Origin of the sequence: Pseudonocardia broussonetiae (assembly GCF_013155125.1) — a bacterium.
GTDB lineage: Bacteria > Actinomycetota > Actinomycetes > Mycobacteriales > Pseudonocardiaceae > Pseudonocardia > Pseudonocardia broussonetiae.
This window is the reverse complement of record NZ_CP053564.1, coordinates 2,014,226-2,038,140: the sequence shown is the minus strand read 5'-3', so window position 1 is coordinate 2,038,140 and position 23,915 is coordinate 2,014,226. Positions and strand designations below refer to the sequence as shown.

Annotated in this window: 19 protein-coding genes and 2 pseudogenes; 10 read left to right on the top strand and 11 right to left on the bottom strand. The window is 74.4% G+C overall.

The features are described 5' to 3' along the window. Positions 1-3: 3 nt before the first annotated feature. The 5 genes from HOP40_RS10020 to HOP40_RS36370 form a co-directional block, all read right to left on the bottom strand. Positions 4-1,326, bottom strand: a complete 1,323-nt coding sequence (locus HOP40_RS10020; protein WP_240157607.1) for an MFS transporter — start codon at positions 1,324-1,326, stop codon at positions 4-6. Between the two features lie 100 nt (positions 1,327-1,426). Continuing rightward, the gene (locus HOP40_RS10015; protein ID WP_172156973.1) at positions 1,427-2,668 is read right to left on the bottom strand and encodes a PucR family transcriptional regulator; all 1,242 of its coding nucleotides are present in this window, start codon (positions 2,666-2,668) and stop codon (positions 1,427-1,429) included. After that, positions 2,665-4,293 (bottom strand): AMP-binding protein, encoded by a 1,629-nt coding sequence (locus tag HOP40_RS10010; protein WP_172156971.1) that lies wholly within the window; start codon positions 4,291-4,293, stop codon positions 2,665-2,667. Before HOP40_RS10010 ends, HOP40_RS10015 begins: the two co-directional genes overlap by 4 nt. Before the next feature lie 268 nt (positions 4,294-4,561). Continuing rightward, a complete protein-coding gene (locus tag HOP40_RS10005; RefSeq protein WP_172156969.1) occupies positions 4,562-5,206 on the bottom strand; it encodes a response regulator transcription factor in 645 nt (214 codons plus the stop codon). Further along, a complete protein-coding gene (locus tag HOP40_RS36370; RefSeq protein WP_172156967.1) occupies positions 5,197-7,143 on the bottom strand; it encodes a GAF domain-containing sensor histidine kinase in 1,947 nt (648 codons plus the stop codon). Before HOP40_RS36370 ends, HOP40_RS10005 begins: the two co-directional genes overlap by 10 nt. Positions 7,144-7,279: 136 nt before the next feature. On the opposite strand from HOP40_RS36370, the gene HOP40_RS09995 reads away from it, so the two are divergent. Next, a complete protein-coding gene (locus HOP40_RS09995; RefSeq protein ID WP_172156965.1) occupies positions 7,280-7,870 on the top strand; it encodes a hypothetical protein in 591 nt (196 codons plus the stop codon). A gap of 16 nt (positions 7,871-7,886) precedes the next feature. Here the strand turns inward: HOP40_RS09995 and HOP40_RS09990 are convergent, their stop codons facing one another. Next, entirely contained in the window at positions 7,887-8,903 is a 1,017-nt protein-coding gene (locus HOP40_RS09990) for a helix-turn-helix transcriptional regulator (RefSeq protein ID WP_172156963.1), read from the bottom strand. 62 nt (positions 8,904-8,965) lie between these two features. Between HOP40_RS09990 and HOP40_RS09985 the strand changes: the two genes are divergently transcribed. Beyond that, a complete protein-coding gene (locus HOP40_RS09985) occupies positions 8,966-10,108 on the top strand; it encodes an epoxide hydrolase family protein (protein WP_172156961.1) in 1,143 nt (380 codons plus the stop codon). An 11-nt stretch (positions 10,109-10,119) separates the two neighbouring features. Here the strand turns inward: HOP40_RS09985 and HOP40_RS09980 are convergent, their stop codons facing one another. Further along, on the bottom strand, positions 10,120-11,691 hold the full coding sequence (locus HOP40_RS09980) for an FAD-dependent monooxygenase (RefSeq protein ID WP_172156959.1): 1,572 nt from the start codon (positions 11,689-11,691) through the stop codon (positions 10,120-10,122). 46 nt (positions 11,692-11,737) lie between these two features. On the opposite strand from HOP40_RS09980, the gene HOP40_RS09975 reads away from it, so the two are divergent. Next, the gene (locus HOP40_RS09975; protein ID WP_172156957.1) at positions 11,738-12,562 is read left to right on the top strand and encodes an IclR family transcriptional regulator; all 825 of its coding nucleotides are present in this window, start codon (positions 11,738-11,740) and stop codon (positions 12,560-12,562) included. On the opposite strand, the gene HOP40_RS09970 is transcribed toward HOP40_RS09975, so the two are convergent. Further along, a complete protein-coding gene (locus tag HOP40_RS09970) occupies positions 12,513-13,196 on the bottom strand; it encodes an FCD domain-containing protein (protein WP_172156955.1) in 684 nt (227 codons plus the stop codon). The two genes, HOP40_RS09975 and HOP40_RS09970, sit on opposite strands and share 50 nt — an antisense overlap. A gap of 168 nt (positions 13,197-13,364) precedes the next feature. On the opposite strand from HOP40_RS09970, the gene HOP40_RS09965 reads away from it, so the two are divergent. From HOP40_RS09965 to HOP40_RS09945, 6 genes and pseudogenes are all read left to right on the top strand, one after another. Beyond that, the gene (locus HOP40_RS09965) at positions 13,365-14,186 is read left to right on the top strand and encodes a fumarylacetoacetate hydrolase family protein (protein ID WP_338053054.1); all 822 of its coding nucleotides are present in this window, start codon (positions 13,365-13,367) and stop codon (positions 14,184-14,186) included. Positions 14,187-14,223: 37 nt separating this feature from the next. After that, positions 14,224-15,162 (top strand): VOC family protein, encoded by a 939-nt coding sequence (locus HOP40_RS09960; RefSeq protein WP_172156953.1) that lies wholly within the window; start codon positions 14,224-14,226, stop codon positions 15,160-15,162. Continuing rightward, positions 15,159-16,139: pseudogene (locus tag HOP40_RS36755) on the top strand (AMP-binding protein); the annotation flags it as partial. The gene HOP40_RS09960 and the pseudogene HOP40_RS36755, both read left to right, overlap by 4 nt. Before the next feature lie 103 nt (positions 16,140-16,242). Further along, entirely contained in the window at positions 16,243-17,193 is a 951-nt protein-coding gene (locus HOP40_RS35400; RefSeq protein ID WP_205347143.1) for an AMP-binding enzyme, read from the top strand. Further along, positions 17,190-18,125 (top strand): alpha/beta hydrolase, encoded by a 936-nt coding sequence (locus tag HOP40_RS09950; protein ID WP_172156951.1) that lies wholly within the window; start codon positions 17,190-17,192, stop codon positions 18,123-18,125. Before HOP40_RS35400 ends, HOP40_RS09950 begins: the two co-directional genes overlap by 4 nt. 43 nt (positions 18,126-18,168) lie before the next feature. After that, on the top strand, positions 18,169-19,383 hold the full coding sequence (locus HOP40_RS09945) for a cytochrome P450 (RefSeq protein WP_172156949.1): 1,215 nt from the start codon (positions 18,169-18,171) through the stop codon (positions 19,381-19,383). 28 nt (positions 19,384-19,411) lie between these two features. On the opposite strand, the gene HOP40_RS09940 is transcribed toward HOP40_RS09945, so the two are convergent. Both HOP40_RS09940 and HOP40_RS09935 read right to left on the bottom strand, forming a co-directional pair. Further along, on the bottom strand, positions 19,412-21,073 hold the full coding sequence (locus HOP40_RS09940) for an AMP-binding protein (RefSeq protein ID WP_172156947.1): 1,662 nt from the start codon (positions 21,071-21,073) through the stop codon (positions 19,412-19,414). 25 nt (positions 21,074-21,098) lie between these two features. Further along, complete coding sequence (locus HOP40_RS09935) at positions 21,099-22,592, bottom strand: FAD-dependent monooxygenase (RefSeq protein ID WP_172156945.1); 1,494 nt, start codon at positions 22,590-22,592, stop codon at positions 21,099-21,101. A 70-nt stretch (positions 22,593-22,662) separates the two neighbouring features. Between HOP40_RS09935 and HOP40_RS09930 the strand changes: the two are divergent. Next, positions 22,663-22,956 (top strand): annotated as a pseudogene (locus tag HOP40_RS09930) (maleate cis-trans isomerase family protein); the annotation flags it as partial. Positions 22,957-23,151: 195 nt separating this feature from the next. Here HOP40_RS09930 and HOP40_RS09925 read toward each other — a convergent pair. After that, complete coding sequence (locus tag HOP40_RS09925) at positions 23,152-23,901, bottom strand: TetR/AcrR family transcriptional regulator (protein ID WP_172156943.1); 750 nt, start codon at positions 23,899-23,901, stop codon at positions 23,152-23,154. Positions 23,902-23,915: the final 14 nt, after the last annotated feature.

Here is a 23,915-nt window from a genome sequence, read left to right as displayed (position 1 = left end):
GCCCTACCGGCGGATCAAGGCGACCACGTCGGAGCGCCGCACCAGCAGCACGGCCCCCAGGGAGACCGCGGAGAGCACCGCGACGTAGACGGCGACCGACCACGCCCCGCCGGTCCGGGCCACCAGCGCCGTGGCGACGATCGGCGCCAGCGCCCCGCCGAGGAGCACGCCGAGCTGGAAGCTGATCGACGCCGCGCTGTAGCGCACCCGGGCGTCGAAGAGCTCGGCGATGAACGTGGCGAACGAGCCGTAGGACAGCGCGTAGCACAGGGCGCTCACCAGGTAGGCGAGCACGACCAGGAGCAGGCTCCCCGAGTCGATCGCGGCCAGCAGCGGGAAGATCCACAGGGCCATGGCCACCAGCCCGGCGCTGATCATCGTGCGCCGCCCGAACCGCTCGCTCAGGTGGCCGCACCACGGGATCGCCACGAAGCACAGCGCGGCCGAGGCCAGCACCGCACCCAGGATCTGCGGCCGGGTGAAGTTCCCCGAGGCCGTCGCGTAGGCGAGGGCGTAGGTGTTGACGACGTAGAAGTAGGCGCCGCTGCTCACGATGGCCAGGGTCGCGAGGACGATCTGCCGCGGGTAGCTGCGCAGCGCGGTCAGGATCGGCAGGCGCTCCGGCCCGTCGGTGGACGCGACCTCCCGGAACGCGGGGGTCTCGGCGATGCTGGCCCGCACGTACAGGCCGACGCCGACGAGCATGGCGCTGAGCAGGAACGGGATCCGCCAGCCCCAGCCGAGGAACACGTCCTCCGGCAGCTGCGAGACCGCGAGGAAGGCCAGCGTCGAGAGCAGCAGCCCCGCGGGCGCACCCGCCTGCGGCAGGCTCCCGAAGAACCCCTGCCGACCGGGCCGGGCGTGCTCGACCGCGGTCAGCACCGCCCCGCCCCACTCCCCGCCGACGCCGAAGCCCTGCAGGATCCGCAGGGCGACCAGCAGGATCGGGGCGGCGACGCCGATCGTCTCGTAGGTGGGCAGCAGGCCGATGAGGAAGGTCGCCACGCCCATCAGCGTCAGCGAGAGCACCAGCATCCGCTTGCGCCCGATCCGGTCGCCGAAGTGGCCGAGCACCACTCCCCCGACGGGCCGCGCGGCGAAGCCCACCGCGAAGGTGCTGAAGGCCAGCAGGGTGCCGGCGACCGCGCTGTCGGACGGGAAGTACAGCGGTCCGAAGATCAGGGCCGCGGCCGCGCCGTAGAGCAGGAAGTCGTACCACTCGATGGTGGTGCCGATCAGCACCGACAGCCCGATGCGCCGCATCTGGCGCGCGTCCTGCGCTGCGACCGGGGCGTTCGTCGGGTCCGCGGGGGGTGTGACAGCCATGGCGTCCTCGGCTTTCCTAGGCGATGCCGGGAACGTAGGCAGTGCGTGCGCCCGGGGCGTTGTCGTCGACGCCGAGCGGCGCGCGAGGTGCTTGTGCACTTCACAACGGCCGGTCGGAGCCGTCGGCGGCGTCCCCGTCGTCGGGCACCAGGCGCGCCACCTCGCAGGCCCACCACAGCTCGGCCAGGCAGCGGGGGTTCTCCAGGTCCGCGGCGACGACCTCCTCGAACCGGCGGAGCCGGTAGCGCAGCGTGTTGGGGTGCACGCCGAGGACCCGGGCCGTCCGCACCGAGTTGCGCCCGTGGTCCAGGTAGGCGCGGACGGTCTCCTCCAGCTGGCTGCCCACGTGCCCACCGGCCCGCAGCGGGCCGAAGTACCGCTCCACGAGCATGGCGCCGAGGCCGTTCTCCTCGACGATCGCGACGCGCAGCCCGAGGTCGTCGGGCGTGAACACCCCGACCGACCCGAAGCGCCCCGCCGCGCGGCGGACCCGCCGCGCCACCTGGAACGACGCCGCGATGCCCGCCATCGGCGCCCGCCTGCCGAGGCCCACGACGGCGGGCAGGTCCTCCAGCACGGGCGGGCGCGGCACGATCCCGACGACCTCCTCGCCGTCGACCACCGCCAGGCCGGGGCGGCCGTGGCGCCGGCTCGACGACAGGATCTGCAGCCGGAGCGCCTCGGCGGACGTCCCGCCCGTGGGCAGGGCGCAGACCGCGAGGTACTCCTGCTCGGGCACCAGGCCGAACGCCGAGACCAGCTCCCGGTGGTGCTCCGGGTCGGTCGTGCCGCGCAGCAGCCCGAGCAGGAACTCCGCCGCCCGCTCCTGCTCCAGCCGGACCCGCGCGAGCTCGAAGTCGCGCCGGACGTGGAAGACCTGCGACGCCCCCGCGTCGGCGGTCTCCCACAGCAGGCACGCCGCCTCCAGCACGGTCGGCGTCGCGACGCCCTCCGCGCGGCACAGCTCGATGAACCCGTCGCGGATGACGCGGTGGGCCAGGCGGTAGCCGTCCATCATGTCGCCGGCGACCATCCCCTGCTCGGCCCGCTCGCGCCCCACCCAGGCCTCGTCGACCTCGTCCGGGGTGGGCGCCCGGCCCTCCCGCAGCGTCGTGGCGGCCCGCCGGACGTTGCGCCGCGCCGAGGAGGTCAGGCACGACTCCGGCACGATGCGGGTCCCGGGCCGGTACACGCTGAACCGCTCGTGCAGGGCCGTCACCTGCCGGCCGACGAACTCCTCGGCGTGCTCGGCGAGCAGCAGGCCCGCGTCGCCGAGCGCGGACACCCCGCCCCCGTCCACAGGGCCGGCCGCGTCGTCGGTGGCGGGGTGCGTGTCGGTCATGAGTCCCTCTCCCTCGTCCCGGCCGGGCGTGCGCCCACGACGTCACCGCGGCGCGTGGTGCGCCCGACGTCCACGGTCAGCGCGGTGATCCCCCGGCGCCGCAGGTCCGCCTTGCGGATCTTCTGCGACGCCGTCCTCGGCAGCTCCGCCACCAGCTCCACGTACCGGGGCACGGCGAAGTGGGGCAGGCGCCGCCGGCAGTGCGCGGCGACGTCGTCGGCCGTGAGACCGGGCCGGCCGGGGACGACCACGGCCATCACCTCGTCCTCGGCGAGGTCGGAGGCCACCGCGAAGACGGCCGACTCGGCGACCCCGGAGTGGGTCTCGATCACCGACTCCACCTCGAAGGACGACACGTTCTCCCCCGACCGCCGGATGGCGTCCTTGCTCCGGTCGCGGAAGTGGAACCAGCCGTCGTCGTCCCGGGTCATCAGGTCGCCCGTGTGGAACCACAGGTTCCGCCAGGCCGCGACGGTCGCGGCCGGGTCGCCGCGGTAGCCGCTCGCCGCGATCCACGGCGAGCGGGGCCGGACCACCAGCTCGCCGACCTCCCCGGGACCGACCGGCCGGTCGTGCCGGTCGACCAGGCGGCACTCCCAGTCGGGCAGCTCCCGCCCGCACGCCCCGTCGGGGAAGGCATCGCCGGACAGCACGCCCAGGGGCATGCCGACGTCGCTGAGCGCGTAGAAGGTCTGGACGGTCGTGCCGAACCGGGCCTCGAACTCCGCGCGCCGCACCGGCGCGGGCACCACGAGGGCGCGCCGCAGGACGTGGTTACGGTCACCGGGGGACGGCTCCGCGGACATCAGCAGCGGCGCCATGATGCCGAGCAGGCTGGTGACGGTGGCCCGCACCTCGCGCACCCGCGGCCAGAACGTCCGGGCGCTGAACCGCTCGTCGACGACGCTGTGGGCACCCACCAGCAGTGCCGGCAGCAGGCTGACGAACAGCCCGTTGGCGTGGAACAGCGGCAGCGTCACGTAGCCGGTGTCGCTCTCCTCGTACCGGGTCACCGCGTGGGCGCCCTTCGCCAGGCCCAGTGCGGTGTGCACCGTCCACTCGACGCCCTTCGACCGCCCGGTCGTCCCCGAGGTGAACAGGACGACCGCGACCGCGTCCGGCTCGCCCCGGTGCGCCGGGACGGCGCCGTCCTCCAGGACGTCCGCCCACGTCGTCTCCGCCGCGTCGACCGGCCCCGCTCCGACCACCACGCGCCGGGCCGCCGGGCAGGTCGCCGCGAGCTCCGGGTACAGCTGGGCCCGCAGCGGGGCCTCGACGACGACCACGCCCGGGTCGCAGGTCGCGAGCATGTGCCGCAGGATGTCCCCGCGCATGCCGGTGTTGAGCGGCACGAGCGTGGCGCCGAGGCGCAGGCAGGCCAGCCACGTCGAGACGTACTCGGGCAGGTTGCCGACCATGACCGCCACGCGGTCGCCCGGTCCGACACCACGGCGCGCCAGCCCGCAGGCCGCCGCCGTCGCCGCGTCGAGCACCGCGCGCCGCGACAGCGCGGGAGCGGAGCCGAAGGTGATGGAGTCCCGGTCCGGCGCCTCGCGCGCCAGGGCCTCCAGCCGGTCCCAGATGACCGGCTCGTCCCAGATCGTCGACTGCTGCAGGTGCGACATGCTGCCTTCCCGGGTGGACGCCGATGGGCACCGGCCGCGGGTCCGTCCAGCGGGGAGGGGCGCGCGCCGCGTGCGCGTCGACCGTAGGGACGGACCGCCCGGCCGGGCCTGGCCGATCGACCGGTCCACCGGTCCCCCCGTTGTCGATTCCACAACGGAGCGCAGCGCGGTGTCCGACACGATCTTCTCCCACCGGTGGTTTGAACAAATGTGACAGAGGTGCACCGCTCGATCAAGCACGTCCGGTCGTCGCCGGACCGTCGACGGCCTACGCGCGCAGGAAGCGCAGGACCGCCAGCACCCGCCGGTGCTCGCGGTCGCCCGGCGCCAGGCCGAGCTTCGTGAAGATCGACGTCACGTGCGCCTCGACGGTCTTGACGGCGAGGTGCAGGTCGGCGGAGATGGCGGAGTTGGAGTGCCCGCGCGCCATCAGGCCGAGCACGGCCCGTTCCCGGTCGGTGAGCGCGCCCAGCGGGTCGTCCTCACGGCGCCGGGCGACGAGCCGCGTGACGAGCTCGGGGTCGATCACCGTGCCGCCGCCGGCGACCTTGCGCAGGTCGGCGCCGAAGACCTGCAGGTCGGAGACGCGGTCCTTGAGCAGGTAGCCGACCCCGCCGTCGAACCCGGTCATGAGCCGCAGCGCGTGGTGCACCTCCACGTACTGCGACAGCAGCATCAGCCCGACCGAGGGCGCCGCGGCCCGGATGGCCGTCGCGGCCTCGATGCCCTCGTCGGCGAAGCCCGGCGGCATCCGCAGGTCGAGCAGCGCGACGTCGGGCGGGTCGCGGCGCACCAGGTCGACGAGGCCGTCGCCGTCGCCGGTGCGGCCGGTCACCTCGAAGCCGATCTCGGTGAGGATGCGGGCCAGCCCCTCGCGGAACAGGACGGCGTCGTCGGCGAGCATCACCCGCACGGGATCACCGTCCGCAGCCGGGTGCCGGTGGGCCCGGTGTCGACGACCAGCCGGGCGTCGAGCGCGGCGAGGCGGTCGGCGAGCCCCTCCAGGCCCGACCCCGGCCGCGCCCGGGCCCCGCCCGTCCCGTCGTCGCCGACCTCCAGCTGCAGCCCGTCGGCCGTCAGCTCCGCGGTGACGGTCGTGATCCGCGCCCCGGCGTGGCGGGCCGCGTTCGTGAGGCCCTCGCTGACGACGAAGTACGCCGTCGCCTCCACCGCGGGCGCCAGCCGCCGGTCGACGGCGACGCGCAGCCGCACCGGGACGGCGGACCGGTCGGCCAGGTACCCGAGCGCGGCCTCGAGCCCGTCCTGGGTGAGCACCGCCGGGTGCAGCCCGCGCGCGGTCTCGCGCAGCTCGGCGGTCGCGGTCAGCAGCTGCTGGCGCGCCGCCTCGGCCCGCTCGGCCAGCGCGGCGGCGACGCCCTCCGCGGCCTGCACGAGCCCGCCCAGCTCCAGCGCGACCGTGACCAGCCGCTGCTGCGCCCCGTCGTGCAGGTCGCGCTCCATCCGGCGCCGGGCCTCGTCCCCGGCCGCGACCAGCCGCTGGGCGCTCGCGCGCAGCTCCAGCACCAGCCCGGCCTGGGCGGCCAGGTCGGTGAGCAGCCTGCGCTCACCGCTCGTCAGCGAGCCCCGCGCCCCCGTCGTCACGGCGAGCGCCCCGACCGTCCGGCCGCCGTGCGCCACCGGCACCGCGGGCCCGCCGACCGTCAGCTCGTCGAGGGTGCGCACGTCGTCCGGGACGGGGGCGTCCGCCGGCCACACCGACGCCGCGCGGAGCTCGTCGTCGGCACCCGTCCACAGCACGACCCGCCGGGCGCCCGTGCCCTCGGCGACCGTGGCGCACAGCCCGTCGAACAGGCCGCTCGACGGCCCGGTCAGCTGGGCGGACAGCCGCGACAGGGCCTCGTAGGGGGTGGCGCGGCTGCCGTAGACGATGCGGTCGGCCAGCCGCTGGGCCCGCAGGCGCAGCGGCTCGAACGCCACCGCGACGAGCGCCGTGGCGAGCAGCGCCAGCAGGGTGCCCGAGCCGCCGACCAGGCTGCCGACCCCGACCACCACGACGGCGTACCCGAGCGTCACGACCGCCGCCATCGCGCCCCACACCAGGGTCGTGACGATCACCGGGTCGATGTCGTAGAGGCGGTACTTCAGGATGGCGGCGCCCGCGGCCACGGGCACCAGCGGCACCGCCAGCAGGCCGGGCACCGGCGTCCCCCACCCGACCAGGCCGACGACCATGACCGCCGCCGTCGCCGCGACGGCGTAGACGAACCACCGCAGCTGCCGCACCTCGTCGCCGCGCGCGCGGACCAGCCGGACGACCACGCACACCACCCAGACCGCCTGGAACGCCGGGTAGCCGATCGCCGCCGCCCACCCGTGGACCGCGGCGGCGGTCGCGGCGCCCGGGAGGTCCAGCGGGTGCGGCGCGGCCAGCGGCACCCGCTCGTACTCGACCGGCCACAGCGCCGACACCGCCGACAGCCCGACCCCCAGCACGGCCAGCGCCCCGACGACCGGACGCCAGCCGGGCGAGGGCAGCCGCCCGGTCGGGAAGCTCATCAGCGTGACCGCGGCCAGCACGAGGACCAGCGGCAGCGGCCACACACCGAGCCAGCCGATCCATCCCGCGCCGGGCAGGGCGGGCACGTGGAGGCCGTACTGCCGGGCCGCGTACATCGCCGCGTGGACGACCCCGGTGGCGACGAACAGCCAGGCCTCGCGGTTGCCGGGCCGCTGCCGGACCACGTAGAGCCCGACCGCGGTGAAGGCGACGGCGAGCAGTCCGTTGTGCAGGTTGCCGAGCTGGAACCCGAGCGCGGACCCGCCCGCCACCAGCACGGTGACGCCGGCGCCGATCGCCGGCCCCGAGACGTGCGCGGGGATCCGGGGCATGGCCGCATGGTGCACCGCGCGCGCAGCCGGCGGAACCGGGACAACCCTGCGATCCCGCCGGGTCGGCTCGGATGTGGCCCCGGCGCGCGGGGGCCACCGTGGCCGTACCGATCCGCCCCACCCCTGGAGGTCCACCGTGAACACCGTCCCCGGCTCGCACGTCGACCGGCTGCTGACCGCCTCGCTCGTCGTCGCGCCCGCACTCTCCCTGGTCTCCGCCGTCCTGTACGCGCTGGGCGGATGGGAGTCCGACCCCGCCGGCGCGGTCTTCCACGTGCTCGGCGCGCTCGCCTTCACCCTCGTCGTCGTGCGGGTCGCGACCTGGGCGTCCGACGGCATCGCCGCGGTGCTGCTGGTCGTCGGCTCGATCGGGGTCGCCGGCAACGTCGCCTACGGCTTCGACGCGATCCACGTCGGGCTCGGCGACGTGTCCCTGGTCGACCAGGGCGGCGCGGCCGTCCTGATCAAGCCCCTCGGGCTCGCGTTCCCGCTTGTGCTGCTGCTGTGCGCGGTCGCGCTGCGCCGGGTCGCGCCGCGCTGGGTGGTGGCCCTGATCGGTCTCGGCGGCCTGGCGTTCCCGATCGCGAACATCGGCAACATCCCGGCACTCGGGGTGGTCGTCTGGGTCCTGCTGGCCGTGGGCTTCGGCGCCCTCGCCGGCCCGCGGAGCCCGTCGGCTCAGGCCGGACGCACGCCCGCACGAGCCGTGGAGGAGTCGCCGCGGTAGGGCGTCGTGCGGCCCCTCACCGAGACCCGTGCCGTCCCCCCGACCCGTGCGCTGCGGAGGACCCGCTCGCACGGGTCGCGGTCGTGCCACCCGCCGCGCGGCGGAACCTCGTCGCGAGGCGGTCGAACGCCGCCGCGAGCTCGTCCCCGTCGACCACCTCGACGTCGACGCCGAGCTGCGCCAGCACCAGCGCGAGCCGATCCGGGTCGCCGGCACCCAGCTCGACACGGCAGGTGGACGCGTCGACCACCTCGACGTCGACCACGGCGGGGATCGTCGCGGCGACCTCGGCGGCGGGGGCGTGCACGAGCACCCGGGCGCGGTACGTCCACGCCGCCGTGCTGACGCGTCCGACGACGTACGCGACGACGGCGTCCTCCGGGAACGCGCGCGGCGCGAACCGCGCGCCCGTCGGTGCGTGCGGGACCATGCGGTCGACGCGGAAGACCCGCCAGTCGTCACGGTCGAGGTCCCACGCGAGCAGGTACCAGAGCCGCCCCCAGCACACCAGCCGCTGCGGTTCGACGTGGCGGGCCCCGTCGCCGCCCCCGGACTTCGTGTACCCGAACCGGAGCCGCTCGTGGCCGCGGACCGCGGCGGCGACCGCACCCAGGACCGAGAGGTCGAGCGGCCGCTCGACCCCGGGGACGACGCTCGTCGATCCGCGCACCGCCTCGACGCGCCGGCGCAGGCGCGCGGGCAGCACCTGCTCCAGCTTCGCGAGCGCGGTCAGCGAGGTCTCCTCGACCCCGAGCCTCTGCGTCGCGACCGCACCCAGTCCGACGGCGACGGCGACGGCCTCGTCGTCGTCGAGCAGGAGCGGCGGCATGGCCGTCCCGGCGGCCAGCCGGTACCCGCCCGCGGCGCCGGGACGCGCGTCCACGGGATAGCCGAGCGACCGCAGCCTGGCGACGTCGGCGCGCACGGTCCTCGTGCTCACGCCGAGCCGATCGGCGAGCTCGGAGCTCGTCCGGTCGCGCCGGAGCTGGAGCAGCGACAGCAGTTCGAGCAGGCGGGCGGAGGTCTCCAGCACGGCCCGATCCTCCCAGCCATTGCGGAAGCTTCTCTGCCGCATCTCCTGACACCGTCGTCGTCATGACCGAGGACACCGCACTCACGCCGTTCCGCATCGACGTCCCGCAGGCCGACGTCGACGACCTGCGCGACCGGCTGGCGCACACGCGCTGGCCGTTCCCCGTGCCGGGCCGCGACGACCGCACCGACTTCAGCCGCGGCATCCCGCAGGCGTACCTCCAGGAGCTCGCCGCGTACTGGCGCGACGGGTTCGACTGGCGGGCGCAGGAGGCGGAGCTCAACGCGTACGAGCAGCTCACGACGGTCGTCGACGGCCAGACCTTCCACGTCGTCCACGTGCGGTCGGCCGACCCGCAGGCCACCCCGCTGGTCCTGAACCACGGCTGGCCGGGCTCGTTCGTCGAGTACCAGCGGCTCGTCCCGCTGCTGACCGACGCGTTCCACGTGGTCATCCCGTCGCCGCCCGGTTTCGGGTTCTCCACCCCGCTGTCGGGGACCGGCTGGGAGCTGGCGCGGACGACCGACGCCTGCGCCGAGATCATGACGAGGCTGGGCTACGAGAGGTTCGCGGCCCACGGCACCGACGCCGGTGCGGGTACCACCGGCCGCCTCGCCGCGCTGCACCCGGAGCGCGTCATCGGCGCGCACCTCGGCGCCGACCCCCGGTGGCTCGGGCTGGTCGGGGACAAGTTCCCGTACCCGGCCGGCCTGTCCGACGACGAGATCGCCCGGATCGAGGCGGTGCGCGCCGAGGACGCGGCCGACCGCGGGTACCTCGAGGTGCAGAACCACCGTCCCGACACCATCGGCCCGGCGCTCACCGACTCGCCGGTCGGCCTGCTCGCGTGGATCGCCGAGAAGTTCCGGAGCAGGGCCGCCGGGGACCACCGGACGCCGGACGAGTCGGTCGACCGCGACCAGCTGCTCACCACCATCAGCCTGTACTGGTTCACCCGCAGCGGGGCGTCGAGCGCGCAGTTCTACTACGAGTCCGAGCACTCCGGGCTCGACATCCTCATGCCGTCCGGCGTGCCGTACGGGTACGCCGTGTTCGACGCCCATCCGCTCCTGCGCCGCGCGATGGACCCGGGGAAGGCGGCCGACCACTGGAGCGAGTTCACCGAGGGCGGCCACTTCCCCGCGATGGAGGTGCCGGAGCTGCTCGCGGAGGACATCCGCACCTTCTTCCGCGGCGTCTCCTGACGGACACGGGATCAGCTCCTCTGCGCGGTGGCCGGGGGCCGGCCGAGCACGCGCGTGAGCACGGAGGCGTCCGGCTGCTCGCCGCGCCAGGCGATGTGCTGGTCGGGGCGGACCAGGAGGTACGGCTCGTGCGCCAGCGCGGTGGGGGCGGGCAGCACGGTGAGCGGGACGCGCAGCACCGCTGCCCCGGCCGCGAACGTCGTGGCGTCGGCGGGGTCGGCTCCCGGCGGGCAGAGGAGCGTGAACCCGCGGCCGAGGTCGTCGAAGAGCGAGTGGCCCGGTCCGATCCAGGTGTGCGGCAGGCGGGAGCCGGGCGTCGTCGACGGGGTGTAGGTCACCACGTCGACCGGCGGGGCGTCGCCGGCGCCGACGACCGCGGGCGAGCCGTGGTAGGTGTAGCCGAGCACCAGGCCCAGCGAGTGGAACTCCTCGAACTTGGTCTCCTGGATGCGCTCGGCGGTCCGTGCGATCCCGGCGCCGGACGACGCCATGTTGCGCACCGCGGAGTCGATCGTGCGCTGCGCGACGTCCCGCCGCTCGACCTCGTAGGAGTCGAGGAGTCCGGGATCGGCCCAGCCGTGCAGGACGGCGGCGAGCTTCCAGCCGATGTTGACCGCGTCGCCGACACAGGTGTTGAAGCCGTGGCCCCCGAACGGCGGGTTCACGTGCGCGCTCTCGCCCGCGAGGAAGACACGGCCGGCGGCCCACCGGTCCGCGATCAGCGCCCGCGGGACCCAGGGGTCGGTGGCGAGGAGCTCGATGTCGGTTCCCGGCTGCCCGGTCAGGGCGGAGATCAGCTCCACCGCGCGCTCCGGGGTGCACGTGGCGTCGACCCCGCCGAGCCCCGCCCACCAGGTCCCCTCGAGGTCGAGCCGGCCCATGGTCGCCTTCACCTCCGGGCCGATCACCCAGTAGTGGACGGCGTCGCCCATCGCGGGGCGCAGCCCGGGAGCGCGGAAGACGGTGTTCAGGTTCGAGCGGGTCGCCGACGACCCCACCAGCGTGGCGCCGATGGCGTCGCGCGTGACGCCCTTCGCGCCGTCGCAGCCGACGACGTACGACGCCCCGGCCCGGTAGGTCGATCCGTCCGCGCGCTCGATCTCGCAGGTGACCGCGTCGCCGGTCGCGCGCAGCGCCGTGACCCGCTCGCCGAGCCGCAGGTCGACGAGCCCGGTCGAGAGCAGGTGCTCGCGCAGCACCTCCTCGACGACGGGCTGCGCCACCTGCTGTCCCCCTTCGGCGACGAGGTCGCCCGGCTCGGCGCGCAGCCCGAAGACGTCGTCGAAGCGGGTGACGACCTCGCCGTCGAGGGTCTCGCAGAACACCACCGTCCGGGACCACGCCGGCGTGAGCGGCGCCCGCTCGCGCAGGGTGTCCGCGACCCCCCACCGGCGGAGGATCTCCATGGTGCGGGCGCTCGTCGTCTTGGCGCGCGGCCGCGAGTGGGAGACGGCTGCGCGCGGCTCGACCAGGACCGAGCGGATGCCGTGGTGCGCCAGCTCCGCGGCCGTGGCGAGCCCGGCGGGGCCGCCTCCGGCGATCAGGACCGGGGCGTTCGAGGTCGGGCTCGGCGAGTCGGGCACCTGCGTAGGATCGGCGCGCCATGGCTCACCCGCGCGGGAGATTCCGATGAGTGGCACGGAGAGCGCTCCGCGACCGTCGGGGCGCCCGCCCGTCGGCGAGCCGATCGTCGACCGGGCGTTCCGGTTGCTGCGGACCTTCGCCGCCGCCGGTGAGAGCCTCTCGCTGCAGGCGCTCGCCGCGCGCTCCGGCCTGCCGAAGAGCACGGTGCTGCGGATCGCGGGCCAGCTCGTGCACGTCGGGGCGCTCGAGCGTCGCGAGGACGGCGAGTTCGTCGTCGGGCTCGGGCTGCTCGAGATCGCCTCGTTGGCGCCCCGCGGGCACGGGCTCCGTGCCGCGGCGCTGCCGGTGATGGAGGACCTGCACCACGTCACCCGCCAGCACATCCTGCTGGCGGTGCGGGAGGGCGACGAGGGCGTGCTGGTCGAGCGGCTCAGCGCCGCGGACGCGACGCCGGTCAAGTACCGGGTCGGGGGCCGGATCCCCCTCGGCGAGACCGGCATCGGGATCGCGCTGCTTTCCGGCGCGCCCGACGACGTGCGGCAGGGGTGCCTGGCCCGGGCCGCGGAACCGGACCGGCTGCGGGACCTCCTGGCGATGGTCCGCAGGGAAGGTGTCTGCGCCCTCACCGCCTCCAACCCCGTGACGGGTGGCCCGGACGTCATCTCCACGGTCGCCGCCCCGATCCCGGGCGCTGCGGGAACGGTGATCGGCGCGATCTCGCTGGTGGCCCCCGGTCCGGACGGGACGCAGATCGCCCACCGGGTCGCGATCCGCACCGCGACGCTCGCCATCGCCCGCGCGGTGCGCGGGCGCGACCCGGTCAGACCGGCGCAGCGGCCGGCCGGGACGCGATCAGCAGCTCGGTGGTGAGGCGGATGTGGCGCTCGCCGAGGCGGACCGCCAGATCGGCGTCACGCCCGATCGTGGCCTGCATGATCGCGCGGTGCTCGCCCTCGACGTCACGGTGCGTCCGACGGTGCTCCGCTGTGGACCAGCACCGGTAGACCACCGAGATCGACCGCAGGCGCGCGGCGGCTCCGTAGAGGTAGCTGTTGCCGCAGCCGGCGAGGATCGCGAGGTGGAAGGCCTCGTGCGCCGCGTGCCAGGCGTCGGAGACCTCGTCGCCGGTGACCGTGCGCCCGACCCGCTCCAGGGTGTGGTGCCTCGCCACGACCTCGGACTCCCAGGCGATGTCGCCCGTGGCGATCGCGTCCCTGATCACGATGCTCTCGAGCACGACCCGCGCGTCGGTGAGCTGCATGAGCTTGTCGACCGACACGTCGACGACGCGGAAGCCCAGCTGGGCCTCCGAGGTCGCCAGACCCTGCTCGACCAGGCGGGGCAGCACCTCGCGGAGCACCCCGGTGCTGACCTCGTAGCGCTCGCCCAGCTCGGCGAAACCGAGCTTCGACCCCGGCGCGAGGCGTCCGTTGAGGATGTCCCCGCGCAACCGGCGCAGCACCGCGCCCGCCCTCGTGTCGGAGCCGGAGCTCGCCCGTGCCATGCGACGCACTGTAGTCGATGATGTCGAAACATCGCCGCCGACCGACGTGCTCACCGAATTTCGAAATAGCATTGACTTGCCGAACGTCACCGTGGTTGCGTGGGCGCCACACCGGACGAGAGGCAGGCACGGATGCGCGTCGGTTCGAGAGCGGGACGAGCGGTTCTGGTGTCGCCCGACGCCACCGCGGTGATCGACCTCGCCACGGCGAGCGGCGGACGGTTCGGCCCCGACCCGCGGGACGTCTTCGACGCCTGGGACGAGGTGGTCCGCTGGCACGCGACGGCCGACGTCGACTACCCGGCCCACGGCGACGGGGTCGAGCTCGCCGAGCTCGATGCGCCGTCACCCGCCCCGCGGCAGGTGTTCGCCATCGGGCTCAACTACCGGGACCACGTCGTCGAGTCGGGTCTCACCCTCCCCGAGGCGCCGACGGTCTTCACGAAGTTCGTCGGCAGCTTCGCCGGGCCGGTGGGGGACCTCGTGCTGGCCGGGGAGACCGTCGACTGGGAGGCGGAGCTCGTCGTCGTGATCGGGAGGGCCGCCCGCGACGTCGCGATCGAGGACGCGTGGTCGCACGTCGCCGGGCTGACCGTCGGACAGGACTTCTCCGAGCGGACGGTCCAGCTCGCCGGCCCGGCGCCGCAGTTCTCGCTCGGCAAGTCCTTCGCCGGCTTCGCCCCGCAGGGTCCCTGGCTCGTCACCCCGGACGAGCTCGCGGACCGCGACCGGATCCCGATCGCGTGCACGGTCAACGGCCGGACCGTCCAGTCGAGCTCGACCGGGCAGCTGGTCTTCTCCGTGCCCGCGCTCGTCGCGCACCTGTCGTCGGTGCTGGAGCTGTTCCCCGGCGACGTGATCTTCACGGGCACGCCGGCGGGGGTCGGCGGAGCGCGGAAGCCGCCGTGGTTCCTCGCGGAGGGCGACGTCGTCGAGACCACCATCGGTGGGATCGGCAGCCTGCGCCAGGTGTGCGTGCAGGCCACGTAGAGCCCGACCGACCGACCGAGCGAGGACAGGGACCGCCATGGCACTGCACCGACTGACCGGCATCACCATCGGCGTCCCCGACGTCGCAGCGACGGCCCGGTACTACTCCGAGTTCGGGCTGACGCGGATCGCGGCGGACGCCGGCGACCCGGTGGCGCGCTTCGGCACGCAGGACGGTGGCGAGCAGCTCGCGCTCCGGCGCACGGACGTGCGACGGCTCCTGGACCTCGGTGTCGGTGCCGACGACCCCGACGACCTGGACCGGGTCGCCGGCAACCTGCGGCGGATCGGGGTGGCCTTCGAACGGACCGGAGGACGGATCTCCGCCGTCGACCCGGGGACCGGTGTCGTGGTCCACGTCTCGATCGCCGGCCGCATCGAGTCCGCGCCCGCTCCGGCGCAGCACTACAACGCGCCGGGGCGACCCGTGCGCACGAACGCGCGTGCGGAGGCCGTCCTGCGCGAGGGGCCCGTCAGGCCGCGCAAGCTGGGCCACGTCGTCGTGGGCACGACCGACTACGCCGCGACCGAGCGGTTCTTCGTCGAGGGCATCGGGTTCCGGACTAGTGATCGCGTGTCCGACGTCGCGGCGTTCCTGCGGTGCTCGACCGACCACCACAACCTCCTCGTGCAGAAGGCACCGGTGTCGTTCCTCCACCACACGTCGTGGATGGTCGACGACGTCGACGAGATCGGCCGCGGAGCCCGTTCCATGCTCGCCGCCGACCCCGCGCGCCACGTCTGGGGCCTCGGACGCCACGCCGTCGGCTCGAACTTCTTCTGGTACCTCAGGGACCCGGCCGGCAACTTCTCCGAGTACAGCTCCGACATCGACTGCATCGTGGACGACGCCCTGTGGAAGCCCGAGGTGTGGGAGGGGGTGCGGGCGCTGTACGAGTGGGGCCCGCCGCCGCCGGCGTCCTTCCTGCGCCCGGACGACCTGGCCGCGCTGATGGCGGGCGCGCACTCGTCATGAGCGGACCCGTGGCACCCGAGGGACTCGCCGAGGCACCGTTGGCCCGCGGCACGAGGATCGGGGAGTTCGGCGCCCGGGCCGCCCGGCGGCACGGCATCGTCCTGGACGACTACTGGCAGCTGCACGAGTGGTCCGTCACCGAACCGGAGCAGTTCTGGGCGGAGGTCTGGGACCAGCTCGGCGTCGTCGCGTCGGTGCCGTACCGGTCGGTCCTCGACCGCCGCACGATGCCCGGAGCCCGGTGGTTCGACGGCGCCCGCCTCAACTACGTCGACCAGGTGCTGCGGTTCGCCGACCGGCCCGGCGCCGCGCTCGTCTCGATCGCCGAGGACGGCGGACGCACCGAGCTGAGCTGGTCGCAGCTGCGGTCGGCCGTGGCCGGCGTCGCGTCGGCGCTGCGGCGCCTCGGCGTCCGGAAGGGCGACCGGGTCGTCGGCTACCTGCCCAACGCGCAGGAGTCCGTCGTCGCGTTCCTCGCCACGGCGGCGCTCGGGGCGGTCTGGGCGGGATGCGCGCCGGACTACGGGGTCCCGGCCGCGGCGGGCAGGCTGCGGCAGCTCGAGCCCGCCGTGCTGGTGGCCGCCACCGCGTACGCCTTCGCCGGGAAGGTGCACGACCGGCGCACGGAGGTCGCCGCGCTCGTCGAGGAGCTCGGGGTGCGCGCAGTGGTCACCGTGTCGCGGCCCGGGCTCGACGTCGGGCCGGGCGCCTTCGGCCCCGTGCCCCACGAGCGCTGGGGCGACGTCTGCTCCCCGGACTCGACGGCGGAGCTCGTCACCGAGCAGGTGCCCGCCGACCACCCGCTGTGGGTCCTGTTCTCCTCCGGCACGACCGGCGTCCCGAAGGGGATCGTGCACGGCCACGGCGGCGTGGTCGCGATGAGCCTCGCCTCCACCGCGCTGCAGAACGACCTGGGGCCGGGCGACACCTTCTTCTGGTACACCACGACCAACTGGATGCTGTGGAACAGCGTCGTCTCCAGCCTGCTCTCGGGCGTCACCGCCGTGACGTACGAGGGCAGCCCCACCTTTCCCGACGGCCGACCGGCTGTGGCAGATCGTCGCCGACGAGGGCGTCACCGTGTTCGGCACCAGCCCCGGGCACCTGCTGGCCTGCTCGTCGCAGGGCCTGCGGCCGGGCGAGCGCCACGGGTTCCCGCGGCTCGCGCGGATCATGGTCAGCGGAGCGCCCGCACCCGCCGGGCTGAACGCCTGGGTGCGCGAGGCCGTCTCGCCGTCCGTGCCGGTGATCTCGAGCAGCGGCGGCACCGACGTCGTCGCCGCGTTCGTCAGCGGCGCGCCGCCGCTCCCGGTCGTGCCCGGCGAGATCTCCGGCCCGGTGCTGGGCACGGCGGCGGCGGCCGTCGACGGGAGCGGCAGGCCCGTGCGCGACGCCGTGGGCGAGCTGGTCGTCACGCTCCCGATGCCGAGCATGCCGGTCGCCTTCTGGGACGACCCCGACGGCTCCCGGTACCGCGCCGCCTACTTCGACACCTTCCCGGGGGTCTGGCGCCACGGCGACTGGGCCACCCACACCGCCCGCGGCTCGTTCGTCGTGCACGGGCGCTCCGACGCGACCCTCAACCGCAACGGCGTGCGGATCGGCTCGGCCGACCTGTACCAGATCGTCGAGGGGCCGGGCGGGGTGGCCGAGGCGCTGGTCGTCGGCGTCGAGCGCGGCGACGGGACGTACCGGATGCCGATGTTCCTGGTGCCGCACCCCGGTCAGGTCCTCGACGAGCAGGCGATCGACGTCCTGCGGCACAGGCTGCGCACCGAGGGGTCGCCGCGGCACGTGCCCGACGAGTTCCACGTCGTGGCCGCCATCCCGCACACCAGGACCGGGAAGAAGCTGGAGGTGCCGATCAAGCGGATCCTGCAGGGCGCGCGCCCCGAGGACGTGATGAGCGACGGCGCGGTCGACCGCCCCGAGCTGATCACCGAGTACGTCGGGCTCGCCGCGCGGTGGGATGCGGCCGAGGCCGACGACCGACGACGCACGGAAGACCGTTCAAAGGAGAACGCACGATGACCCACGTCCCGTCCGACGACACCTTCGTCCCGCACGCCTTCGCCGAGAAGCAGGTCGACCTCGGCGAGATCACCATGAACTACGCGGAGGCGGGCTCCCCCGACAGCCCCGCGCTGCTGCTCGTCCCGGAGCAGACCGGTTCGTGGTGGAGCTACGAACCGTCGATCGGGATGCTCGCCGAGCACTTCCACGTCTTCGCCGTCGACATGCGGGGGCAGGGACGCAGCTCGTGGACCCCGCGCCGCTACAGCCTCGACAACTTCGGCAGCGATCTCGTCCGGTTCATCGCGCTCGCCATCGGCCGGCCGACCATCGTCTCCGGCTGCTCGTCCGGCGGCGTGATGGCGGCGTGGCTGTCGGCGTACGCCATGCCGGGCCAGATCCGCGGAGCCGTCGTCGAGGACGCCCCGCTCTTCTCCTCCGAGCTGGTCCCGGCGTTCGGCCACAGCATCCGCCAGCACATGGCCGGCACGCTGTTCGAGCTGTGGAACCGGTACCTCGGCGACCAGTGGTCGGTCGGCGACTGGCACGGCTTCGTGGAGGCGAGCGCGAACTCCCCGATCGCGGACGCGGTGAAGGCCATGGTGCCCGACCCGGCGCAGCCGCCGCAGAACATGAAGGAGTACGACCCCGAGTGGGCGCGCGCGTTCGTCGAGGGGACGGTCGCGCTGAACTGCCCCCACGACGTCATGCTGTCGCAGGCGAAGACGCCGGTGCTGCTCACCCACCACATGCGCGCGGTGGTCCCGACGACCGACGTCGCCTTCGGGGCCCTGACCGACGCCCAGGCGATGCGCGCCAAGCAGCTCATCGAGGCGGCCGGCCAGCGGTGCGACTACCAGGACCACCCGACGGCGATGCACATGATGCACCAGTTCGATCCCGAGCTGTTCACGAAGGTCGTCGTGGAGTGGGCGGCGACGCTCTCCTGAGGCGCCGGCCACCCTGCCACCACCGCCCACCAGGAGACCCGGGATGAGTCGAACACGCAGCCAGCCCACCTCGGACGTCGACCTGTTCGGTCACGACCTCCTCGAGGACCCGTACCCGGTCCTGCGGGAGCTCCGCGACCTCGGCGGCGCCGTCCACATGCGGGAGCACGACTACTACCTCCTGTCCCGCCACGCCGACGTCCGGGCCGCGCTGGGCGACTGGCGGACGTTCAGCTCGGCCCGCGGGACCGGGCTGGAGGCCCGGCTCAACGCCGGTTCGCTCGGCGGGCTCCTCAGCTCGGACCCGCCCGACCACGACCTGCTCCGCTCGGTGCTGTCGGAGCAGGTCGGACCGCGCGGGGTCAACAGGATGCGCGGCGCGATCGAGCAGCGGGCGGTCGAGCTCGTGGACGCGGTCGTGCCGCTCGGGACGTTCGACGCCGTCCCCGCGCTGGCGCAGCGGTTCCCGGTCGAGGTCGTGGCCGACCTGATCGGGGTCCCCCAGGAGGGGCGCGAGAACCTGATCCCCGGAGCGGACGCAGCCTTCGCCACGTTCGGGCCGCTCACGCCGGAGCTGGAGGGGCGCCTGCCGTTCCTCTTCTCGTTCCTCGAGTGGATCGCGCAGGTGGGGACCCGCGACCGGCTCCGCGAGGGCAGCTGGGGAGCCGCCGTGCTCGACGCCGTCGACGAGGGCCGGATCCCGGCCGACAAGGCGTTCCCGCTCATGCGCGCCTTCCTGGTCGCCGGCATGGACACGACGGTCAACGGGATCGGGTCGATGCTGCGGATCTTCGCCGAGCGCCCGGACGTCTGGGACGAGATCCGCGAGGACCCCCGACTCGGCAGGGCCGCGTTCGAGGAGACGCTCCGGCTCGAGGCACCGGTGCAGGCGTTCTTCCGCGAGACGACGTGCGAGGTCGAGATCGACGGGACGACGATCCCCGCCGACAGCCGGGTGTGCCTGCACTTCGGGTCCGCCAACCGCGACGAGCGGCGGTTCGCCGACCCCGACCGGTTCGACCTGCACCGCGGCGCCCTCGACCACCTGGCCTTCGGCAACGGCGTGCACGGGTGCGCGGGCCAGGGGCTCGCGCGTCTGGAGGCGCGCGCGATCGTGCAGGCGCTCGCGGGGCGGGTCGCCCGGTTCGCACCGGCGGGCGAGCCGGTCCGGCACTACAACCCGGTGCTCCGCGGCCTGCAGGAACTGCCCGTCACGGTCGAACCGCGCCCGCGGACGGAGCCCGCGCCGACCCCGTGACCGGGACCGCGCTGCGGCGGCGGACCGGTCACCTCCCGGCCGCCTGTGCCTCGACCAGTCCCGCGACGGCGGCGCGCATCGCGTTCTTGTCGATCTTCCCGACGGCCGTGCGCGGCAGTGCGTCGACCAGCTCCACCCGCTCCGGCCACTTGAACTTGGCGACTCCGCGACCGGCCAGGTACTCCTGGACGTCGGGCAGGGCGAGGATCTCCCCCGCACGCGGGACGACGAAGGCGCAGCCCCGTTCCCCCAACCGCGGGTCGGGCATGGCGACGACCGCGACCTCCGCGATCCGCGGGTGGCCCGCGAGCAGCGCCTCGAGCTCGTCGACGCTGATCTTCTCGCCGCCGCGGTCGATGACGTCCTTGATCCGGCCCTCGATGGAGTAGCACCGGTGGCCGTCCTCGATCCGCACCATGCCGAGGTCGCCGGTGCGGTAGTAGCCCTCGGAGGTGAAGGCCCTCGCGTTGTGCGCCGTGGTCTCCGCCGCCTCGTCGCCGGGCCGCGCGTCGAAGTACCCGGTGACGGTGTAGGGCCCCCGCACGCACATCTCGCCGACCTCGCCGTCCGGCACCTCGGTCTCGGTGCCCGGCCCCAGGATCGCGGCCTCGTCGGACTCGCTGATCGGCACGCCCACCGACCAGCGTCGGACCGCTCGGGGCGCGTCGAGCGGGGTGACGGTGAAGAACCCCTCGGCCATGCCGTAGAGCTGGCCCACCCAGACACCCGCCGACTCGAACAGCTCGAACATGCCCTCGGGCGGCTTGGACCCGGCGATGACGATGCGCTCGAGGTGTCGCCCCTGCCCGACGAGCGACCGGGCCAGCGCCGCCATCGGCGTGCCCGCGATGAGGTCGGTGACCCGTTCCGCCGCCACGGCGGGCAGGACGACGTCCGGGTCCGGCGGCAGCAGGACCGCCGTGCCGCCGACGCTGTGCGGGGCGTGCAGGCCGCAGACGATCCCGGCGTTGTGCACGATCGGCATCAGGTGGGCGACCCGGACGTGGGCGTCCCAGCCCAGTACCGCGGCGTACCGCTCGGCGTTGTACCAGTACTCGTGGTGCCGACGCGGGATCAGCTTCGGCGTGCCGGTGGTCCCGCCGGACAGCTGCAGGACCGCGATGCCGTCCGGGTCCAGCCCGGCCTGGACCTCCGTCACCCCGGCGCGGGCGGTGTGCGGGTCCCCCGCCGCGGCGAGGTCCTCGATCCGGATCCCCGCGGCCCCGGCTCCGGCGCCGAGCGTCAGCGTGACCCGCAGACTGGGGACGGCCGCGGACATCTCCGCGGCGAACCCGTGCACGTCGAACCGGGGCTGCTCCTGGACGAGGTGTGCGGCGGCGCCGGCCCTCCGGCCGACCGCCTCGATCTCGTGGTGCCGGTGCGCGGGCAGGGTGCAGACCGGCACCAGACCCGCTTTCAGCATGCCGTACCACGCCATCGCCGTGGCGACGGAGTTCCCGCTCTGCACGAGCACCCGCTCCCCGGGGAGCAGGCCCGACTCGCGCAGTCCCACGGCGATCCGGTCGGACGCGACCGCCAGCTCGGCGTAGGTCATCCGGCCGTCGGGGGCCACGACGGCCTCCCGCTCCGGATGGGCGTCGGCGACGCGCTGCCACAGGTTCGCGAGGGTCTCCGGGCGCCGGGCGCCGGTGCGCCGGTAGCGGTCGACGAGCTCGGGGTGTCGAGCCATGGTGATCTCCTCGGATCGGTGCGGGTCAGCGGAAGCGGACGCGGTCGACACGGCCCGCGAGCAGCGCGCCGACGGCGTCGGCGCGCGCCGCTCGGGGGACGTCGATCCCGACGACGGCACCGAGGTCGAGCCGGAGCCGTTCGGACAGGGCGCAGCGGGCCAGGACGGCCTCCCGCCCGTCGTCCTCGCCGTCGAGCCAGAGCTCGGTGCGCCCGCGCGCCTGCTCGACCACGGCGTCACCCGCCGGTCCCCAGGCGTCGAGGGGTCCGGTGGCGAGCACGGTGGTGTCCGGACCCGGCTCCGCGGTCCGGCCGGCCAGGACCAGCTCGCCGAGCGTGTGCGGGTCGCGCGCCTGCTCGTCGGTCGGGCGGGTGCCGATGAGCACCCCGACCGCGTCCGCGACGACCTCCGGGTGGACCGCGGCGAAGGCGTCCGCGGTGATGTTCCCGGCCCGGGTCATGAACGATGTCATGAGCATCGGCGCCGGCAGGTCCAGGCGGCGGGGGAAGGCCTTCCACCAGACGTGGCTGTGCCCGGCGATGCGCTGGAAGCGCTCCACCCGTGGCCTGCGCTCCTGCTCGTAGCGGGCCGCGGCTGCGGCATCGTCCGAGGTGTCGCGCAGCGCCGCGGCCAGGGAGATCGCGTCCTCCATGGCGAGCTTGGTGCCCGAGCCGATGGAGTAGTGGGCGGTGTGCGCGGCGTCCCCGAGCAGCACCACGTCACCGTGCGACCAGCGGCCGCAGCTGATGGTGGCGAAGCGCTGCCAGCGGGTGCGGTTCCCGAGCAGCCTGCGCCCGCCGAGGATGTCGCCGAACACCGCGGAGAGGCGGTCGAGGCTCTCCTCGTCGGAGGCCCCTTCGGGGGTGCGGGCATCCGTGACGTCGAGCCCGGCCCGTCGCCACGTCCCGTCGTCGGTCTCGATCAGGAACGTGCTCCGGTCGGGGCTGTAGGGGTAGGCGTGGACGACGAACACCCCGTCCGGGGTCCGCGCCGGCAGGAAGGTCGCCCGGTCGAGCGCGAAGTCGGCTCCCGCCCACAGGTACAGCGCGTCGTCCACCTCGACGCGGGCGTCGAACTCGGCCGAGAGCTTCTCGCGGGTGGCGCTGCGCACGCCGTCGGCGGCGATCACGAGCGCGTCGTCCAGGTCCGAGGCCTCGACGTGGGCGTCCTCGATGCGGGCCCCGAGCGCGAGGGCGCGCTCACGCAGGATCGACAGCAGGGTCGCGCGCCCGATGGCGATGTTGTCGGCGCCGTCGAGGACGACCCCCTCACCCACTCGCAGGTCCATCCCGCGCCCGGGATGCCCGGCCCGCCGGATCGCCGCCGCCGACACCGGGTCCGCGGCGTCCAGGCTGCCCAGCGTGCTCGCCGTCAGACCGACACCGAACCCGAACGTCTGCCCGTCGGCGTTGTGCTCGTACACCGTGACCTGCCGGTCCGGGCACGCGAGACCGATCAGGGCAGCGGCGTAGAGCCCGCCCGGACCGCCCCCGATGACGGCCACTCGCCGTTCGCTCACCCCGGGTCCTCCTTCGCTCGACTGCTACTTACCATAATGTAGAATCTCTTATGTTCATGTCAATCCAGGCGACTGGCGCACGCTGGGGGTCGGCGACAACACCGCGGTCGGCTGCATCCCGGGCGGTGACGTCATGGCGGCCGCTCGCTCCCTGGACCTGCGCGACGTCGACGCCCTGGTGCTGTCCTGCTGCGTCCAGATGCCGTCGTCGGACCTGATCGCCCCGGCCGAGGAGGAGTTCGGGATCCCGGTGCTGTCCGCGGCGACCGCAGGCGCCTCGAGCGTGCTGCGCGCCCTCGGCCTCACCCCCGTCCTCCCCGGGGCGGGCAGCCTGCTCGGCTCCCGCGCCGCGGCCACCGTCTGAGGGGGAGCACCGTGTCCGAGCTGCGCCACCTGGTTGGGCGGTCCACGGACGGGTCAGCGCCCTGCGGTACGGGAACGGGGAACCGGAGATCGTCCTCGTCCACGGGGGTGGGCTCAACGCCCACACCTGGGACCTGGTCGCGGCCGCGCTGGGCCGCCCGGCCGTCGCGCCGAGGGGCAGCTCCCCGGAACGGGCTCAGGCCGGATCGACGGGGCCGTGGGCACCTCGCCGCTCGGCGGCGAGCAGCTGTTCCAGGTGGTCGATGTCCTCGCGCAGCAGCGCGAGGGCACCGTCGGTCCCCCGCGCCGGCGGCAGCCGCTCGTCGGTGCGACGCAGGCTGGACACCGCCATCTCCGCGAGGTTGTCGGCCAGCGCCTCGATGTCGTCGCCCTCCTGGTACCACCACGCGACCCAGTTGCAGAGGCCGATCACCCCGAGTGCCCCCGTCCGGGGGTCGATCGGACGGAAGTCGCCCCTCTCGACCCCCTCCCGCACGACCCGGACGAAGGCCGCCAGCACCTGGCGGCGCGCCTCCCGGTGGGCATGGGCGATGTCGTCGGGCAGCTCGGACTCGGACTTGATCAGGAGCCGGAACCGCGCCGCCTGGCCCCCGATCCGGGTCACGTTCAACCGGGTGATGGCCTTCAGGCGCTCGGTCGGTGAGACGTCCGCGCGCCCGGTCATCTCACCCAGGTCCGTCGCGGCGGCCTGGGTGATCTCGCCGACGAGCCGGGCGAGGATCTCCTCCTTCGTCTTGAAGTAGTAGTAGACGGCGGGTCGGGTCACCCCCAGCGCGTCGGCGATGTCCTGCAGCGTGGTGCTCGCGAAACCCTTCTCGGCGAACAGCCGGGTGGCGTGCTCGTAGATCTCGTTCTCCACGAGCCCGCGCCGGTGCGTCGGCGCGCCCGTCCTCCCCGAACGTTCGGGATTCTTCGGTTGCGCCATGTGGACAAGGATAG

Excerpts from the sequence above, each read along its gene's own strand:
- HOP40_RS36370 (WP_172156967.1), bottom strand. The coding sequence starts at position 7,143 with ATGCCCCGGATCCCCGCGCACGTCTCGGGGCCGGCGATCGGCGCCGGC.
- HOP40_RS10020 (WP_240157607.1), bottom strand. The coding sequence starts at position 1,326 with ATGGCTGTCACACCCCCCGCGGACCCGACGAACGCCCCGGTCGCAGCG.
- HOP40_RS10010 (WP_172156971.1), bottom strand. The coding sequence starts at position 4,293 with ATGTCGCACCTGCAGCAGTCGACGATCTGGGACGAGCCGGTCATCTGG.
- HOP40_RS09945 (WP_172156949.1), top strand. The coding sequence starts at position 18,169 with ATGAGTCGAACACGCAGCCAGCCCACCTCGGACGTCGACCTGTTCGGT.
- HOP40_RS10015 (WP_172156973.1), bottom strand. The coding sequence starts at position 2,668 with ATGACCGACACGCACCCCGCCACCGACGACGCGGCCGGCCCTGTGGAC.
- HOP40_RS09940 (WP_172156947.1), bottom strand. The coding sequence starts at position 21,073 with ATGGCTCGACACCCCGAGCTCGTCGACCGCTACCGGCGCACCGGCGCC.
- HOP40_RS09975 (WP_172156957.1), top strand. The coding sequence starts at position 11,738 with ATGAGTGGCACGGAGAGCGCTCCGCGACCGTCGGGGCGCCCGCCCGTC.
- HOP40_RS09925 (WP_172156943.1), bottom strand. The coding sequence starts at position 23,901 with ATGGCGCAACCGAAGAATCCCGAACGTTCGGGGAGGACGGGCGCGCCG.
- HOP40_RS09970 (WP_172156955.1), bottom strand. The coding sequence starts at position 13,196 with ATGGCACGGGCGAGCTCCGGCTCCGACACGAGGGCGGGCGCGGTGCTG.
- HOP40_RS09950 (WP_172156951.1), top strand. The coding sequence starts at position 17,190 with ATGACCCACGTCCCGTCCGACGACACCTTCGTCCCGCACGCCTTCGCC.
- HOP40_RS09960 (WP_172156953.1), top strand. The coding sequence starts at position 14,224 with ATGGCACTGCACCGACTGACCGGCATCACCATCGGCGTCCCCGACGTC.
- HOP40_RS09985 (WP_172156961.1), top strand. The coding sequence starts at position 8,966 with ATGACCGAGGACACCGCACTCACGCCGTTCCGCATCGACGTCCCGCAG.